The sequence below is a fragment of the Nocardia sp. NPDC005366 genome (assembly GCF_040606855.1).
Taxonomy (GTDB): domain Bacteria; phylum Actinomycetota; class Actinomycetes; order Mycobacteriales; family Mycobacteriaceae; genus Nocardia.
Map to the genome: position 1 here is coordinate 1 of NZ_JBEXFQ010000020.1, position 15,645 is coordinate 15,645.

A 15,645-nucleotide genomic window follows, 5' to 3' on the forward strand; every position below is an offset into this window, starting at 1 on the left:
TGCGACACCGCCACACCCTTGGGCCTACCCGTAGAACCCGAAGTGAAAATGACATACGCGACATTCGAAGAACGCAGCGGCGCACGACGATCCGCATCCGAAACGGGGGCGTCGGAATAGCCGTCGAGGTCGAGATCGTCGATATCGACCGTCTCGACCGCGCCCGCGTCGAACCCCTCACGCGAGGTCGTGAGCACACAGACAGGTGCCGCGGTCTCGAGGACGTAGCGGGTGCGATCGGCCGGATGATCGGGATCCAGCGGCACATACGCACCACCGGCCACACTCACCGCGTACATGCCGATCACCAATTCCAGCGAACGGCTCATCCCGAGCGCGACCATCGACTCCGGGCCGACGCCGAGCGAGATCAGATGCCGGGCAAGACGATTCACCCGCGCCGCGAACTCGGCGTAGGACAGACTCGTCCCCTCGAAGCTCACCGCTGGCGCCTCGGGCGTCAGCGCGACCTGCGCCTGGAACATCGAATCCAGCGTCGCGGCGGGCACCTCGTGCGCCGTCCGATTCCAGCCGGTGAGAACCTGTGCGCGTTCGGCCTCGTCGAGGATGTCGATATCGTGCACCATGGATTCCGGTGCGGCAGCTACGGTTTCGAGCACGCGAAGGAAACGGCGACCGAACTCGGCGACCGTTTCGGCGTCGAAGAGATCGGTGGCGAAGGAGACCACCGCGGCCATGCCTGCGGGTTCACCCTGCCCGCCACGTTCCTCTGTCACCGTCCACTGCAGATCGAATTTGGCGATGTCGACGTCGAGCTCATCGGCGGTCACCGACAGACCGGGCAACTCCAACGCCGCGTGCGACATCTCCTGGAACGACAGCATCACCTGGAACAGCGGATGGCGCGCCTGGGAGCGGGTCGGGTTGATGACCTCGACGAGGCGCTCGAAGGGCACATCGGCGTAGGCGAACGCCGCGAGATCGGTTTCGCGCGTGCGGGCGAGCAATTCGGTGAACGGCTGACCGCCGTCGACATCCGAACGCAGCACGAGGGTGTTGACGAACATGCCGATGAGATCATCGAGCGCCTGTTCGCCACGACCGGCCACCGGTGTGCCGATGGCGATGTCGTTGGTGCCCGACAGCCGCGCCAGCAACAGCGCCAGCGACGCGTGCATCACCATGAACAGGCTGACGCCCTGCGCACGGGCCAGCGCGACGAGGCGGGTATGCAGATCGACATCGATATCGAAACCGACCCGGCTGCCGGCGAAACTCTGCATGGGCGGGCGCGGGCGATCGGTCGGCAGGTCGAGCTGATCCGGCAGACCCACCAATTGCCTACGCCAGTAGGAGATTTCGCGAGCGGCCATGGAGCCCGGGTCGGATTCGGAGCCGAGCAGTTCGCGCTGCCAGATGCTGTAATCCTGGTACTGCACCGGCAGCGGCGACCACGCCGGAGCCTCACCGGCGGCGCGCGCGAGGTAGGCGGTGGCGACATCGCGCGAGAGCGGCCCGAAGGAGAAGCCGTCCGCGGCGATGTGATGGACGACGAACGCGACCGCGTGATCGGGGGTGCCGTTGGTCGAGCCGCCGGTGACCTTGTAGATGCGGACCCGGATCGGCAATTCGCGCGAGACGTCGAATCCGGTCGACGCGAATTCGGTCAGCGTGGCCTGGAGTTCGGATTCATCGATCGAGTCCACCGCGACGGCGAGGTTGATCTCGTCGTCGGGCACCACCTGCTGGTAGCCGCCGTCCCCGGATTCGGGGAAAACGGTACGCAGCGATTCCTGGCGCGCCATCACATCGTTGAGCGCGGCCTTCAGCGCCGGGATATCGACATGTCCGCGCAATCGCACCACGAACGGCAGGTTGTAGGTGGGCGCGGTCGGATCGAACTGGTTGATGAACCACATCCGCTGCTGCGCGAGCGACAGCGGCACCCGCGCGGGCAACTGCTGCGCCACCAGTGGCGGACGGGAAGTATCGGCGGGGGTGGCTTGTTCGGCGCGGGCGGCGATTCCCGCGACGGTCGGGGTCTCGAACAGCGCACGCACCCCGATCTGGGTGCCGAACGCCGCGCCGATCCGCGACACGACCTGGGTGGCGACCAGCGAGTTGCCGCCGAGATCGAAGAAGTTGTCATCGATGCCGACCCGGTCCTGGGACAGCACATCGGCGAAGATTCCGGCCACGATCTGCTCGGCCTGGGTGCGCGGTGCACGGAAACCCGCCGCGTCCGCGCTGAAAACCGGCTCTGGCAATGCCTTACGATCCAGCTTGCCGCTGGTGTTGAGCGGGAATCCGTCCAGCACCATCACCGAAGCGGGCACCATATAACTGGGCAGCTGTTCGGAAGCGAACCGCGTCAGCTCGACGGGATCGATCGACTGACCGGGCGCGGCGACGACGTAGGCGACCAACTGCTGTCCGGTCGCGGTGTCGACCACGAGCACCGCGGACTGGCTCACCGCGGGATGGGCGAGGGTTACGGTCTCGATCTCCCCCAGCTCGATGCGCTGACCACGGAATTTCACCTGGAAATCGGTGCGCCCGATGTATTCCAGGGTGCCCGCGGCATTCCAGCGCACCAGGTCGCCAGTGCGGTACATGCGCTGCCCGCCCGCGCCGAACGGGTTGGCGACGAACCGATCCGAGGTCAGATCCGGTCGGCCGCGATATCCACGCGCCAACTGGCGGCCACCCAGATACAGTTCACCCGGCGCGCCGATCGCGGCCGGGCGCAGCCGCGCGTCCAGGACGTAGACCTCGACATTCCATTCCGGAATACCGATCGGGACGGTGATCTTATCGGCGGCGGTGGCCTCCCAGAAGGTCACCGACACCGCGGCCTCGGTCGGGCCGTACAGGTTGTGCAGACCGGCGGTGGAGATCGCGCGGAATCCCGCGGCGGTTTCCGGGGGCAGGGCTTCACCGATCACGAAGACCGCGCGCAACGTGGCGCACTGGGCTTCGGTGGCGTGGGTGACGAAAACCGTCAGCATCGACGGCACGAAATCGGTCACGGTCACGCCGTGCCGTTCGATCATGTCCGCCACATACAGCGGGTCGCGATGCCCGTCCGGTGCGGCGATGACGAGTTTCGCGCCCACCATCAACGGCAGGAAATAACCCCACAGCGACACGTCGAAGGTGGTCGCGGTCTTCTGCAGGTAGACGTCATCCGCGCTCAACCGGTACTCGTCGAGCATCCACAGTTCTTGGTTGACGATCGCGTGATGGGTGACCGCGACACCCTTCGGACGTCCGGTCGATCCCGACGTGTAGATCACATAGGCGGTGTTGTCCTCGCGCAGCGGCGCCCGCCGCTGCGCGTCGGTGATCGGCGCGTCCGAGAACTCGGATACGTCGAGGGTGTCGATCTCCACCCGCCGCACCGACTCCGGCAAGTCCAGCACGTCGTGCGAGAGGGTCAGCACGCACACCGGATCGGCGGATTCGAGGATGTAGGCGGTGCGATCGGCCGGGTGATCCGGATCGATCGGCACATACGCGCCACCGGCCTCGAGCACCGCGTGCATGCCGATGACCAATTCCAGGCAACGCCGCATCCCCAGCGCGACCAGCGACTCCGGGCCGACGCCGTCGGCGATCAGGTATCGCGCCAACCGGTTGACCCGCGCGCCGAACTCCGCGTACGTCAAGGTCGCGCCATCGAAATCGAGCGCGACATTGTCCGGCGTCGCCTCGATCTGCGCGTCCAGCAGCGCCGACAACGTCGTCGCCGGGACATCCTGCTCGGAGTCGTTCCACTCCAGCAGCGTCAGTTCCCGCTCGGCCTCGGTGGTGACCGGCAGATCCCACACCGCGGCATCGGCGTCGGCCGCGAGGAATCGACCGAAGAATTCCATGAACCGCGCGTGATGCGTGCGCGCCTCGTCCTCGGTGTAGAGATTCGGGTTGGTCTCGAAATCGATATGCGAGCGCGTGCCCGCCGACTGGTAGAAGTTGACGCCGAGATCCTCGATGCTGCCGGTGGACAGCACATTCAACTGGCCGACCATCGGACCGAGCACCATCTCGCTGTGGAACAGCATGATGTTGACCCACGGACCGAAGAATTCGGTGGTCACCACACCATCGCCCGCGGCATCGCGGCGGATGTCCTCGTGCCGGTACCGCTGATGACGCAGCGCCCCCGACACCTCCACCGTCACCGACTTCAACAGATCGGCGACAGTCGTGTCGTGCGCGACCGTCAACCGCAGCGGCACGATATTGGACACGACGCCACCCGAACGCCGCATCGCGGCGGTCGTGCGCGCGGTCACCGGCAGACTCAGGATCACGTCTTCCGCGCCGGTCATCTGGGCCAGATACGCCGCGAAACCGGCGATCAGCAGACCGGCGGGCGAATTGTCGTGCCGCTTGACCGCGGCGCTGAGCAGATCGTCCTGCTCGGCCGACAGCGCCGCACTCGCGACTCCGTTCACCGGCGACGGCGGCGCGGAACGACCCGCGAGACTGGAACCTTCCTCCAGCCCCTCGACCCGATGGGCCCAGTGCTGTTTGTCGGACTGGAACCGCGCGCTGTCGCGGTAGGCGATCTCCTGCTCGTAGAGCGTGCGCAGATCGGTGGCCTTCGCGGGCTTCGGCTCCTCGCCGTTGACCGCGGCCGTATACAGCTCCGCGATCCGGTTCATGAAGGTCATGGCGCCGAAACCGTCGAGCGCGATGTGATGCGCTCGCGAATACCAGTACCAGCGCGAATCGGCCAGGCGCAGCGCGGCGGCGCGAATCAGGCGGTCACCGACGATATCGAGGGGACGGCTGTACTCCGCCCGCATCCACTCCGCGGCCGCGGCCTCGGGATCGTCGGCATCGCGCAGATCGATGTACTCCAGGGTGGCGTCCAGCGACGGGTCGATCGTCTGGGACGGTTCACCGTCGTGCTCGACGATCCTCAGGAAGCCCGAACCGATATCGACGGCAGCGTCCCGACTCGCCTGCTCCAGCGCGCCTACGTCGAGATCGCCGTGGAGGTCGACATACTGTGCGATATTGATCGGCACCTGCGGATCGACGTGCTGGGCATACCAGATGCCCAGCTGCGCGGGCGACAGTGGGAAGTACTCGCCACCAGCTTCGCCGTTCCCGCCGAAATCCAGCCGGTCCAACCCAAACCTCGCTTCCGGAACACCACGCAAGCGCTCCCCGACGACACCCGGACAGGACGCACACCTATTCGAGGGTGGCGCCTGCGCATCCGGGTTCAGTTTTCATAAAAATCAGGCAAAAATGTTCATTGGCACTATCTGTCCAAGGCCGATCTTGTTACATGGGCCCGACCGTGCCACTTACCCGCCGACCGGCCGAGCCGGGATCTCCAGTGCTGATCACCGGAACAATCTACCGTTGCCCCCCGTGCCCGACCAACCAAGATCCATAGCCGAATTGCATCACGCCTGGCAGTGGGTGCGAGGCCCATTTGCTGGGGATGTGTCGGCGTTGTCACAGGAGCAATCCCGGGCGATCCGTTCCGCGCGGGTGTAGATGCGGTCGGGTTCTTCCTGGCCGGGACTGAGAAGTTATGGCCCGAGGCCCGGGCGGCGGCCGACGACCATCACGACGTCCGGGTCGAGGGTGCGCTGCGGCTGGAGACTCAGCCCGTTCGGGGACAGGCAGATTGTGTGCGCCCGCACCCGGGGACGAATCAGCTGGGGACGGCGGGGCGTTCGCGAGCGGGGTCGTAGAGGTGCGAGGTGGTGCAGGTGATCGCGGGGGTGAGGGCCCGGCCGACGAGGATGACGGCGGCTTGGCGAAGATCAGCGGCCTCGGCCTGGTCGGCGATATCGGCGAGGGTGCCGCGCAGGACCAGCTGGTCCGGCTGACTGGCTCGGTAGACGACGGCGGCGGGACAGTCGGGGCCGTAGTCTGCGGTGAGTTCGGCGGCCAAGGTGCGGATGCGCGTGATGGCCAGGTGCAGGACGAGCGTCGCTCCGGTTCGGGCGAAGTTCGCGAGCGCCTCGGATTCGGGCATCGCCGTGGAGCGGGCCTGGGTGCGGGTGAGGACAACCGATTGGACCACTTCGGGGACCGTCAGTTCGGTGCCGAGGAGGGCCGCCGCGGCGGCGTAGGCGGGGACGCCGGGGGTGACGTCCCAGGGGATGGCGTTGGCGTCGAGGCGGCGGGTCTGTTCGGTGAGGGCGGAGTAGATCGACGGGTCACCCGAGCACAGGCGGGCGACGTCGCTGCCGGAATCGTGGGCGCGCACCAGGTGGGCGGTGATCTGGTCGATGTCCAGGTGCTGGGTGTCGATCAACTCGGTGCCGGGCGAACAGTGCGCGAGGACTTCCGGGTCAAGGTAGGTGCCCGCGTAGAGGCAGACCGGGGAGGTACGCAGCAGGGCGACCGCTCGTACGGTCAGCAGGTCCGCCGCGCCCGGCCCGGCCCCGATGAAGTGCACGGTCATGCGGGTGAGTCTAGGCGGCGGGTCGGCGACGATCGGAGGCCGACCGACCCATCACGCGGTGGCGTCGAAATGCGCGATGACCTTCGCCGGGTGCACGCGCACCACGAGTTCGCCGGGAACCCCGTTGCGCTCGCCGAACTCCTCGGCACGGTCCGCGCCCATATACCGCCCGCCGAGTTCGGTCGCGGTGCGCAGAAGTTCGTCGGGATCTTCGGAAAGGGTGACCGTGCCCTGGATCTGGACGGACCCGTAGGGCGGTTCCTCCTGGTCGACGACGAGGGCGACGCGGGAATCCCGTGCGAAAGCCTTGCCTTTGGCGGTGGTCTTGCCGGTGTTGAAGACCACGGTGTCGCCGTCGAGCAGGAACCAGACGGGGGTCACGAGCGGGCGACCGTCGGCCGCGACGATGGCCACCTTGCCCGTTCGTGTTCCGTGGGACAGGAATTCGCGCACCGCGGGGTCGGACAAAGAGGCCATTGGCCCACCCTATGGTCCGACAACGACACCTGCCTGGCAACCCGGCCCGCGTGTCCGCGCCCCTGAACCCAGCTATGCACAAACGGGAACGTACAAGCCGTGGCCCGAACGACGGCGGATTGATGGGGGCCGGATGAGCGGGGCTGGTGTGGCACTCACAGGCAGATCCGTCGTCCGCGCGTCGACGCGTCCGCGACGCGTTCGCCGAGCAGTAGTGCGGCGACGGCCTCCGGGGCCTCACGCATGGCATCGTGGCCGGTGGGGAGGTCGTGGACCTGCCACTCGGGATCGGCGTGGAGTCGGGTGCGGAGTTCGGCGAACGGCGTCCGGTCTTCCCATCCAGAGCAGTAGACGAACTCCCGACGGGGGATCTGTGCGAGTGTGCCTGTGAGCCGGATCGTCTGCATGAACGAGGCGAGGGGATGGGGACGGCGGCGGGGATCGCCGCCACCCGGCGGTCGGACGGCGTAGCCGGTGGTCGCAGCGCCGGCAGCGAACACTTCCCGGAAGTGCTCGCTCGTCGACGACCAGCACGACTCGCCGTCGCGCGGTACGTAGGCGTCGAGATGCACCAGTCGTGAGATCCGGCCTTCAGCGCGATCGGCGGCGGCGATCACCATCCCGCCGTAGCTGTGGCCGACCAACGTCACGCTGGTGAGGTGGGCGCGATCGAGGAGTCGCAATACGTCGTCGGCGTGCGTGTCGAGGTTGGCGGTCGCGACCGTCGCAGTGTCGTCGTCTGGCCGCAGACCGGTCAGGGTCAGGGCGTGGACCGCATGACCGGCACGCTCCAGCAGCGGCACCACCGCCTCGAACGACCAGGAGCCCTTCCAACCGCCGGGCACGAGGACGAACGTCGCCATGCGTTTCTCCTTCTCTCGAGTCGCGGCATCGAGGCATGTCGCCTCGATGACAGGTGTTCGGTCGGGCGCTCGGCGCGACGGAAGACCACTCCGCATGAGGCAATATCACCAGGTCGAGGCGTGGCTTGCTACCGATAGAATGCCAACTGATGCCCGTTCACCGCCAACCTCGCCTGATCTCCGGTGTGACGTCACATATGTGGCCGTCCGGCGGACGCCACCTCTGGCCATCCGGCGAAATGAGTACGGTGCAATCGCACGCACGGGGACACCTGACATACGCGGCCTGCGGCGTCTCGGCGGTTCACACCGAGCGCGGCACGTCGATCGTTCCCGCCAACCGGGTCGCCTGGACCCCCGCCGGGTTCACGCACTACCACCGCGCCCACGGCGACACCGATATGCGGATCGTCTTTCTCACGCCATCCCTGGCCCGGCTCATACCGGACCATCCCGCCGTATTCCTGGTCTCCGACCTCGCCCGCGAGGTCCTACTCGCCCTGACCGGCCCCCGCAACTACGACGCCGCCGCGCCCGGCTACAGCCGCTCCGCACGCTCTCGTCTCCTTCGAGTCCTCGTCGACGAACTCCGCGAAGCACCCGAACAGCCACTGCACCTGCCGGAGCCACGCGACGACCGACTGCGAGCCATCGCTCGGATGCTGTACGAGAAGCCGGCAGACAACGCCACGCTGACCGAACTCGGGAAGACGGTCGGAGCCAGCACTCGCACCCTCAGCCGACTGTTCCGCACCGAACTCGGCATGACCTTCTACGAGTGGCGCACGCAGCTACGCGTCTACCACGCGCTCGTGCTCCTCGCCGACGGCCACGACACCACCCGAACCGCCTACGCCTGCGGATGGGCCAACCCCAGCGGCTTCATCGCGGCGTTCACCGACATCATCGGAACGACCCCTGGCCGTTACCGAACCAGTCCCCGGGCCACCGCCCACGCACCTCACCGCTCGACAGTGGCCGAATCCTCGGGGTAGCCGCGTACTCGCACCCCACGACGACCGATATCGGCTCCTCCGGCGGCGCCCAGAACCTTCCGTTCGGCGGCACCGCGGTGCGGGCGTCAACTCAAGGCCGTCAGTGCCATCCGTCGCAGAATCGGCCGGGTGCGGGCGGCGGTGGCGGAGGTGGCGCTGTGCGGGGTCGAGTTGATCAGACCGAACGCCGCGTGCGCCTGAACTCGCGCCGCCTCCTCGGGCAGTCCCGGATGCAGCTCACGCAATACCCCTACCCAGATCTCGACATACTGCCGCTGCATACGTCGCAGCTCACGCCGTGACGACGCGGGCACATTGTCGAGGTCGCGGTCCTGGATGCGAATGAGTTCGGGCTCGCCGAGAGCGAAGTCCAGATGGAAATCCACCAGGCCCGCCAGCGCCGCCTCGGCCGACTCGGTTTCCGCGACCACCCGTTTGCCGCCGTCGAGCAGCCGTCGGCTGATGCCGACCAGGAGTTCGGTGAGCAGCGCTTCCTTGCTCGGGAAGTGCCGGTATACCGCAGGACCGCTGATGCCGACCGCTGCGCCGAGGTCGTCCAGGCGGACGCCGAGATAGCCGCGATCGGCGATCAGCCGGGCTCCCGCGTCGAGCAACTGTCTGCGACGGTCCGCCTTCAGTTGCTCACGGCGGGTGAGAGTGCCGGGCTCGCTATCGGCCATCCGTGCCCCCTTTCCCCGGACTCTGGACATCTCGGTTAATCAAGATTAACCTGAATTCCAGTTATCGGCGACTAACTGGATGGCAGGACGGCGTGATGACGGTTACCCGAGAAGTCGACAATCACAGTGCCCACCGGGTGCTGGTCGGCGACCTGCGGGATCGGTTGGCAACGGCGGCGCTCGGCGGCCCCGCCAAGGCGCGGGAGCGACATGTCGCGCGCGGCAAACTCTTGCCGCGCGAGCGCGTCGATCAACTCCTCGATCCGGGCAGCCCGTTCCTCGAGCTGTCCCCGCTGGCCGCCACGGGGATGTACGACGACGAATGTCCCGGCGCGGGTGTGATCAGCGGCATCGGCCGGGTCTCCGGGCGCGAATGCGTGATCGTCGCCAATGACGCGACCGTCAAGGGCGGCACCTATTACCCGATGTCGGTGAAAAAGCATCTGCGCGCCCAGGAGGTGGCGCTGCAGAACGAGCTGCCGTGCCTGTATCTGGTCGACTCCGGCGGCGCGTTCCTGCCGCGTCAGGACGACGTGTTCCCCGATCGCGAACATTTCGGGCGCATCTTCTACAACCAGGCGACCATGAGCGCCAAGGGGATTCCGCAGATCGCCGCGGTGCTCGGTTCGTGCACCGCGGGCGGCGCGTATGTCCCCGCCATGAGCGACGAGGCCGTGATCGTGCGCGATCAGGGCACCATCTTCCTCGGCGGTCCGCCGCTGGTGAAGGCCGCGACCGGGGAGGTCGTCACCGCCGAGGAACTCGGTGGCGGCGCGCTGCATTCGCGGACCTCCGGTGTCACCGATCATCTGGCCGAGGACGATCAGGACGCGCTGCGGATCGTGCGGCGCATCGTGGCCACCCTCGGACCGCGCCCGGCCAGTCCGTGGGAGATCCTGCCGAGCACCCCGCCCGCCGCGCCGGAATCGGAACTGTACGACGTGGTTCCCGTCGATCTGCGCACTCCCTACGATGTGCGCGAGGTCATCACCCGCATCGTGGACGGCGGCGAGGGCTTCCACGAATTCAAGGCCGAGTACGGCAAAACCCTGGTGACCGGATTCGCCCGCATCCACGGCCATCCCGTCGGCATCATCGCCAACAACGGGGTCCTGTTCAGCGAATCCGCCATGAAGGGCGCGCATTTCATCGAACTGTGCGACAAACGCAAGATTCCGCTGCTGTTCCTGCAGAACATCACCGGCTTCATGGTCGGGCGTGACTACGAGGCGGGCGGTATCGCCAAACACGGCGCGAAGATGGTGACGGCGGTGGCCTGCGCGCGGGTGCCGAAGCTGACGGTCGTGATCGGCGGCTCCTACGGCGCGGGCAACTACTCCATGTGCGGGCGCGCGTATTCGCCGCGCTTCCTGTGGATGTGGCCGAATGCCAGGATTTCGGTGATGGGCGGCGAACAGGCGGCCTCGGTGCTGTCGACGGTGCGCGGCGACCAGCTCGACAGCAGCGGCAACCCGTGGTCGGCCGAGGACGAGGAAGCGTTCAAGGCGCCCATCCGCGAGCAATACGAGCACCAGGGCAATCCGTACTATTCGACGGCGCGCCTGTGGGACGACGGCGTGATCGATCCCGCCGACACCAGAACCATTCTCGGCCTTTCCCTTTCGGTCTGCGCGCAGGCGCCGCTCGAACCCGTTTCCTACGGCGTCTTCCGGATGTGATCGCGATCATGAGCTCACCCACCCCACTTCCCGGCAACAAATCGCAGACCGCCGAATTCGACACCGTGCTCGTCGCCAATCGCGGCGAGATCGCGGTGCGCGTCATTCGCACCTTGCGCGCCATGGGTATTCGATCCGTCGCCGTCTACAGCGACGCCGATGTCGAGGCCCGCCATGTTCGCGAGGCCGATGTCGCGGTGCGTCTCGGCCCGGCCCCGGCCCGCGAGAGCTACCTCGATATCGCGAAGGTCGTCGCGGCGGCGGTTCGCACCGGCGCGCAGGCGGTCCATCCCGGTTACGGATTCCTGTCGGAGAACGCCGCGTTCGCCGCCGCGCTGGCCGAAGCGGGCATCGTCTTCCTCGGCCCGCCCGCGCGCGCGATCGAGGTGATGGGCGACAAGATCACCGCGAAGAACACCGTCTCGGCCTTCGATGTGCCGGTGGTCCCCGGCATCGCCAAGCCGGGACTCTCCGACGACGATCTGATCGCCGCGGCAGTCGAAATCGGCTACCCGGTGCTGGTCAAGCCTTCGGCGGGCGGTGGCGGCAAGGGTATGCGCATGGTCGAGGATCCGGCGCGACTGCCCGACGCGCTGGCGAGCGCGCGCCGCGAGGCCGCCTCCGCGTTCGGTGACGACACCCTGTTCCTGGAACGTTTCGTCACCAGGCCGCGCCATATCGAGGTGCAGATCCTGGCCGACCGCTTCGGCAATGTGCTGCACCTGGGCGAACGCGAGTGCAGCCTGCAACGCAGACACCAGAAGGTGATCGAAGAGGCCCCTTCGCCGCTGCTCGACGCCGCGACCAGGGCGCGCATCGGAGCCGCGGCCTGCAATACCGCGCGCAGCGTGAACTACATCGGCGCCGGCACGGTGGAATTCATCGTCTCCGCGGATCGCCCGGACGAATTCTTCTTCATGGAGATGAATACCCGTCTGCAGGTGGAGCATCCGGTCACCGAATTGGTCACCGGCATCGACCTGGTGGAATGCCAGGTGCGGGTCGCCGCGGGGCAGAAGATCGGGGTGTCCCAGGACGATATCCGGATGGTCGGCCACGCCATCGAGGCCAGGGTCTACGCCGAGGATCCCGGGCGCGGATTCCTGCCCACCGGCGGCACTGTGCTCGCGCTGACCGAACCCCACGGCTCGGGCGTTCGGGTGGATTCGGGGTTGCGGGTCGGCACCGTGGTCGGAAGCGACTACGACCCGATGCTGTCGAAGGTCATCGCCCACGCCGCCGACCGGACCGCTGCCATCGCGAAACTCGATCGGGCACTGGCCGATACCGTGCTGCTCGGCGTGACGAGCAATATCGAATTCCTGCGTTTCCTGCTGGCCGATCCCGATGTCGCGGCGGGACGTCTCGACACCGCGCTGCTGGATCGCCGCGTCGCCGATTTCGTGCCCGCGGCCGTGGGCGACGACGAGTTCATCGCCGCCGCCGCGTATCACTGGCTGCGGCGCTGGCCCGCGCCATCGGCCGACCCGTGGGAGATTCCGTCCGGCTGGCGGCTCGGAGTCCCCGCGCCGACGACCATCCGGCTCTCGGGCAGCGAGCGAATCCAGCACGTATATCTGACCGGAACGCCGCACGCGGCCACCGTCCGGCTCGGCGATGACGAAACCTCCACCACCGGAAACGAGTCCACGCTCACCGCCTCCTTCGCCGATGCGGAGGTCGCGGGCGCCGGGACGCTGACCGTGGCCCGTGACGGGGTGCGGCGGAACTACCGCGTCGCCGAATACGACGGACACCTCTGGGTCGCCGGACCGTCCGGTGTCGCGGTATTGCGCGAAGTCGCCGAGGTGAATGTGCGCGGTGGCGCCGATCACGTCGGTGACGCCGAAATCCGCAGTCCCATGCCGGGTTCGGTGATCGCGGTGCCCGTCGTCTCCGGTTCCGAGGTCGCCGCGGGCGCGGCCGTGGTGGTGGTCGAGGCCATGAAGATGGAGCACACACTCACCGCGCCGGTGGCGGGCACGGTCGAGATCCTGGTCGAGGCGGGCGCCCAGGTCCGGCTGGACCAGCCGCTGGCCCGCATCGCCGTCACCGCCGATGCGAAAACCACCGAGGAAGAAGGAACTCCCGCATGACCGATTATCTGTCCACCGGCACCTTGCCCGAGGATTATCGGGATCTCGCGCTGACGGTGCGCGATTTCGCGCAGACGGTCGTCGCCCCGGTGGCCGCCGAACACGACGCGAACCACACCTTCCCGTACGAGGTCGTCGCGGGAATGGCCGAGATGGGTCTGTTCGGGCTGCCGTTCCCGGAAGAGTTCGGCGGTATGGGCGGCGATTACTTCGCGCTGTGCCTGGCGTTGGAGGAACTCGGCAAGGTCGACCAGAGCGTTGCCATCACCCTCGAGGCCGGAGTCTCGCTGGGCGCCATGCCGATCTACCGCTTCGGCAACGACAAGCAGCAGCAGGAATGGCTGCCGCAGTTGACCAGCGGGCGGTCCCTCGCCGCGTTCGGCCTCACCGAACCGGACGCTGGCAGCGACGCGGGTGGCACCAGGACCACCGCGTCCGTTGACAGCGGTGAATGGATCATCAACGGACGCAAGCAGTTCATCACCAACTCCGGTACCGATATCACCACACTGGTGACGGTCACCGCGGTGACGGGGCAGTCCGGCGGTAAGAAGGAGATCTCCACGATCCTCGTGCCCACCGATACCCCCGGCTTCGTCGCCGAACCCGCCTACAACAAGGTGGGCTGGAATGCCTCCGACACCCATCCGCTGACCTTCACCGATGTCCGGGTGCCCGAAGAGAATCTGCTGGGCGAGCGCGGCCGTGGTTACGCGAATTTCCTGCGGATCCTCGACGAGGGCCGCATCGCCATCGCCGCGCTGTCGGTCGGCGCGGCCCAGGGATGCGTGGACGAGAGCGTCCGTTACGCGAAGCAGCGCCTGGCCTTCGGCCAGCCCATCGGGCGCAATCAGGCCATCGCCTTCAAGATCGCCCGGATGGAGGCGCGCGCCCACGCCGCCCGCACCGCCTACTACGACGCCGCCGCCCTGATGCTGTCGGGTAAGCCGTTCAAGAAGGAGGCCTCCATCGCCAAGTTGGTGGCCTCCGAGGCCGCGATGGACAATGCCCGCGACGCCACCCAGATCTTCGGCGGCAACGGCTTCATGAACGATTACGCGGTGGCGCGGCACTACCGTGACAGCAAGATCCTCGAGATCGGCGAGGGGACCACGGAGGTACAGCTGATGCTCATCGGTCGGGAGTTGGGACTGTGAAACATATTGTGCAGCGCGGACTCTGGTTCGAGGAGTTCGAAACCGACGTCGTGTACGAGCACCGGCCTGGCCGCACCATCACCGAGGCCGACAACGTCCTGTTCACCACGCTGACCATGAATCCCCAGGCGTTGCATCTGGACGCGGCGTTCTCCGATCAGCAGCCGCCCTTCAACCAGCGCCTGGTGAACTCGATGTTCACCCTCTCCACGCTGATCGGTCTCTCGGTCGGGCAGCTGACCCAGGGCACACTCGTCGCCCAGCTCGGCTTCTCCGAGATCACCTTTCCGAAACCGCTGTTCCACGGCGACACCATGTACGTCGAGACGGTGGTGACCGGGAAGCGCGAATCCAAGTCACGCCCCGGTGAGGGCGTGGTGACCTTGGCCCACACGGCCCGCAATCAACACGGCGACGTCGTCGCGACCGCGACCCGTAACGCGCTGATCCGCAAGACACCGGAGGAATCATGAGTTGGGAGATCGCAGGTCCGGGCTGGCTCTTCTGCCCCGCCGACCGTCCCGAGCGTTTCGCGAAGGCCGCCGCGGCGGCCGACGTCGTCATCCTCGACCTCGAGGACGGCGTGGCCGCGGGCGATAAGCCCGCCGCTCGCACGGCGCTCATCGAGACGCCGCTGGATCCCGAGACCACCGTCGTCCGGGTCAATGCCGCGAGCACCGACGAGCACGCGCTCGACCTGGCGGCACTCGCGAAAACCGGTTACCGCCGCATCATGCTGTCGAAAGCGGAATCGGCCGAACAGCTCACCGCGCTCGCGGATTACGAGGTGATCGCGCTGATCGAATCCCCGCTCGGCGCGGTCGCGGTGGAGCGAGTAGTGCAGGCGCCCAATGTGATCGGCGCGATGTGGGGCGCGGAGGATCTCGTCGCCGGACTCGGCGGCAAATCGAGCAGGCGTCCCGACGGGAGCTACCACGAGGTGGCGCGCTACCTCCAGTCGGCCACGCTGCTCGCGGCGAAGGCATACGGCAAATTCGCACTCGACGCGGTGTATCTGAATATCCGCGACCTCGAGGGGCTGCGGGCGGAGACCGCCGACGCCGTCGCCGTCGGCTTCGACGCGAAGGTCGCTATTCATCCGAGTCAGGTCGCCGTCATCCGCGCGGGCTACGCCCCTTCCGAGGACGAGATTTCCTGGGCTCGCCGGGTGCTGGAGGAGGTGCCGAACCACCGGGGCGTCTTCCAGTTCGAGGGCCGCATGGTCGACGGCCCCATCCTGCGCCACGCCGAGCAGATCGTGCGAAGGGCCACCGTCACCGCGTAGCGTCGATCGCACCGAG

At 67.3% G+C, this 15,645-nt stretch carries 11 protein-coding genes; 6 read left to right on the top strand and 5 right to left on the bottom strand.

From position 1 onward, the window contains the following. The 4 genes from ABZS43_RS22415 to ABZS43_RS22430 all read right to left on the bottom strand — a co-directional run. A partial coding sequence (locus tag ABZS43_RS22415) for an amino acid adenylation domain-containing protein (RefSeq protein WP_355037879.1) occupies positions 1-5,102 on the bottom strand: 5,102 nt, incomplete at its 3' end. A 536-nt stretch (positions 5,103-5,638) separates the two neighbouring features. Continuing rightward, positions 5,639-6,397 carry a precorrin-4 C(11)-methyltransferase gene (cobM, locus tag ABZS43_RS22420; protein WP_355037880.1) on the bottom strand — a complete coding sequence of 253 codons (759 nt, stop codon included), beginning with the start codon at positions 6,395-6,397 and terminating at the stop codon, positions 5,639-5,641. Between the two features lie 51 nt (positions 6,398-6,448). After that, positions 6,449-6,874 (bottom strand): PPOX class F420-dependent oxidoreductase, encoded by a 426-nt coding sequence (locus tag ABZS43_RS22425; protein ID WP_355037881.1) that lies wholly within the window; start codon positions 6,872-6,874, stop codon positions 6,449-6,451. A 155-nt stretch (positions 6,875-7,029) separates the two neighbouring features. Beyond that, complete coding sequence (locus tag ABZS43_RS22430) at positions 7,030-7,737, bottom strand: alpha/beta hydrolase family protein (RefSeq protein WP_355037882.1); 708 nt, start codon at positions 7,735-7,737, stop codon at positions 7,030-7,032. Positions 7,738-7,985: 248 nt separating this feature from the next. On the opposite strand from ABZS43_RS22430, the gene ABZS43_RS22435 reads away from it, so the two are divergent. Further along, complete coding sequence (locus ABZS43_RS22435) at positions 7,986-8,732, top strand: helix-turn-helix transcriptional regulator (RefSeq protein ID WP_355037883.1); 747 nt, start codon at positions 7,986-7,988, stop codon at positions 8,730-8,732. 86 nt (positions 8,733-8,818) lie between these two features. Here ABZS43_RS22435 and ABZS43_RS22440 read toward each other — a convergent pair whose 3' ends face one another. Beyond that, positions 8,819-9,412, bottom strand: a complete 594-nt coding sequence (locus ABZS43_RS22440; protein ID WP_355037884.1) for a TetR/AcrR family transcriptional regulator — start codon at positions 9,410-9,412, stop codon at positions 8,819-8,821. A 95-nt stretch (positions 9,413-9,507) separates the two neighbouring features. Between ABZS43_RS22440 and ABZS43_RS22445 the strand changes: the two genes are divergently transcribed. The 5 genes from ABZS43_RS22445 to ABZS43_RS22465 are packed head-to-tail and all read left to right on the top strand — an operon-like array spanning position 9,508 to position 15,629. After that, positions 9,508-11,091: a carboxyl transferase domain-containing protein gene (locus ABZS43_RS22445; protein ID WP_355037885.1), complete on the top strand. Its 1,584-nt coding sequence runs from the start codon at positions 9,508-9,510 to the stop codon at positions 11,089-11,091. An 8-nt stretch (positions 11,092-11,099) separates the two neighbouring features. After that, a complete protein-coding gene (locus ABZS43_RS22450; RefSeq protein ID WP_355037886.1) occupies positions 11,100-13,187 on the top strand; it encodes a biotin carboxylase N-terminal domain-containing protein in 2,088 nt (695 codons plus the stop codon). Then, entirely contained in the window at positions 13,184-14,344 is a 1,161-nt protein-coding gene (locus ABZS43_RS22455; RefSeq protein ID WP_355037887.1) for an acyl-CoA dehydrogenase family protein, read from the top strand. Before ABZS43_RS22450 ends, ABZS43_RS22455 begins: the two co-directional genes overlap by 4 nt. Beyond that, positions 14,341-14,817, top strand: a complete 477-nt coding sequence (locus ABZS43_RS22460) for a MaoC family dehydratase (RefSeq protein WP_355037888.1) — start codon at positions 14,341-14,343, stop codon at positions 14,815-14,817. The genes ABZS43_RS22455 and ABZS43_RS22460 overlap by 4 nt, the downstream gene beginning before the upstream one ends. Further along, positions 14,814-15,629 carry a CoA ester lyase gene (locus ABZS43_RS22465; RefSeq protein WP_355037889.1) on the top strand — a complete coding sequence of 272 codons (816 nt, stop codon included), beginning with the start codon at positions 14,814-14,816 and terminating at the stop codon, positions 15,627-15,629. The genes ABZS43_RS22460 and ABZS43_RS22465 overlap by 4 nt, the downstream gene beginning before the upstream one ends. Positions 15,630-15,645 lie beyond the last annotated feature (16 nt).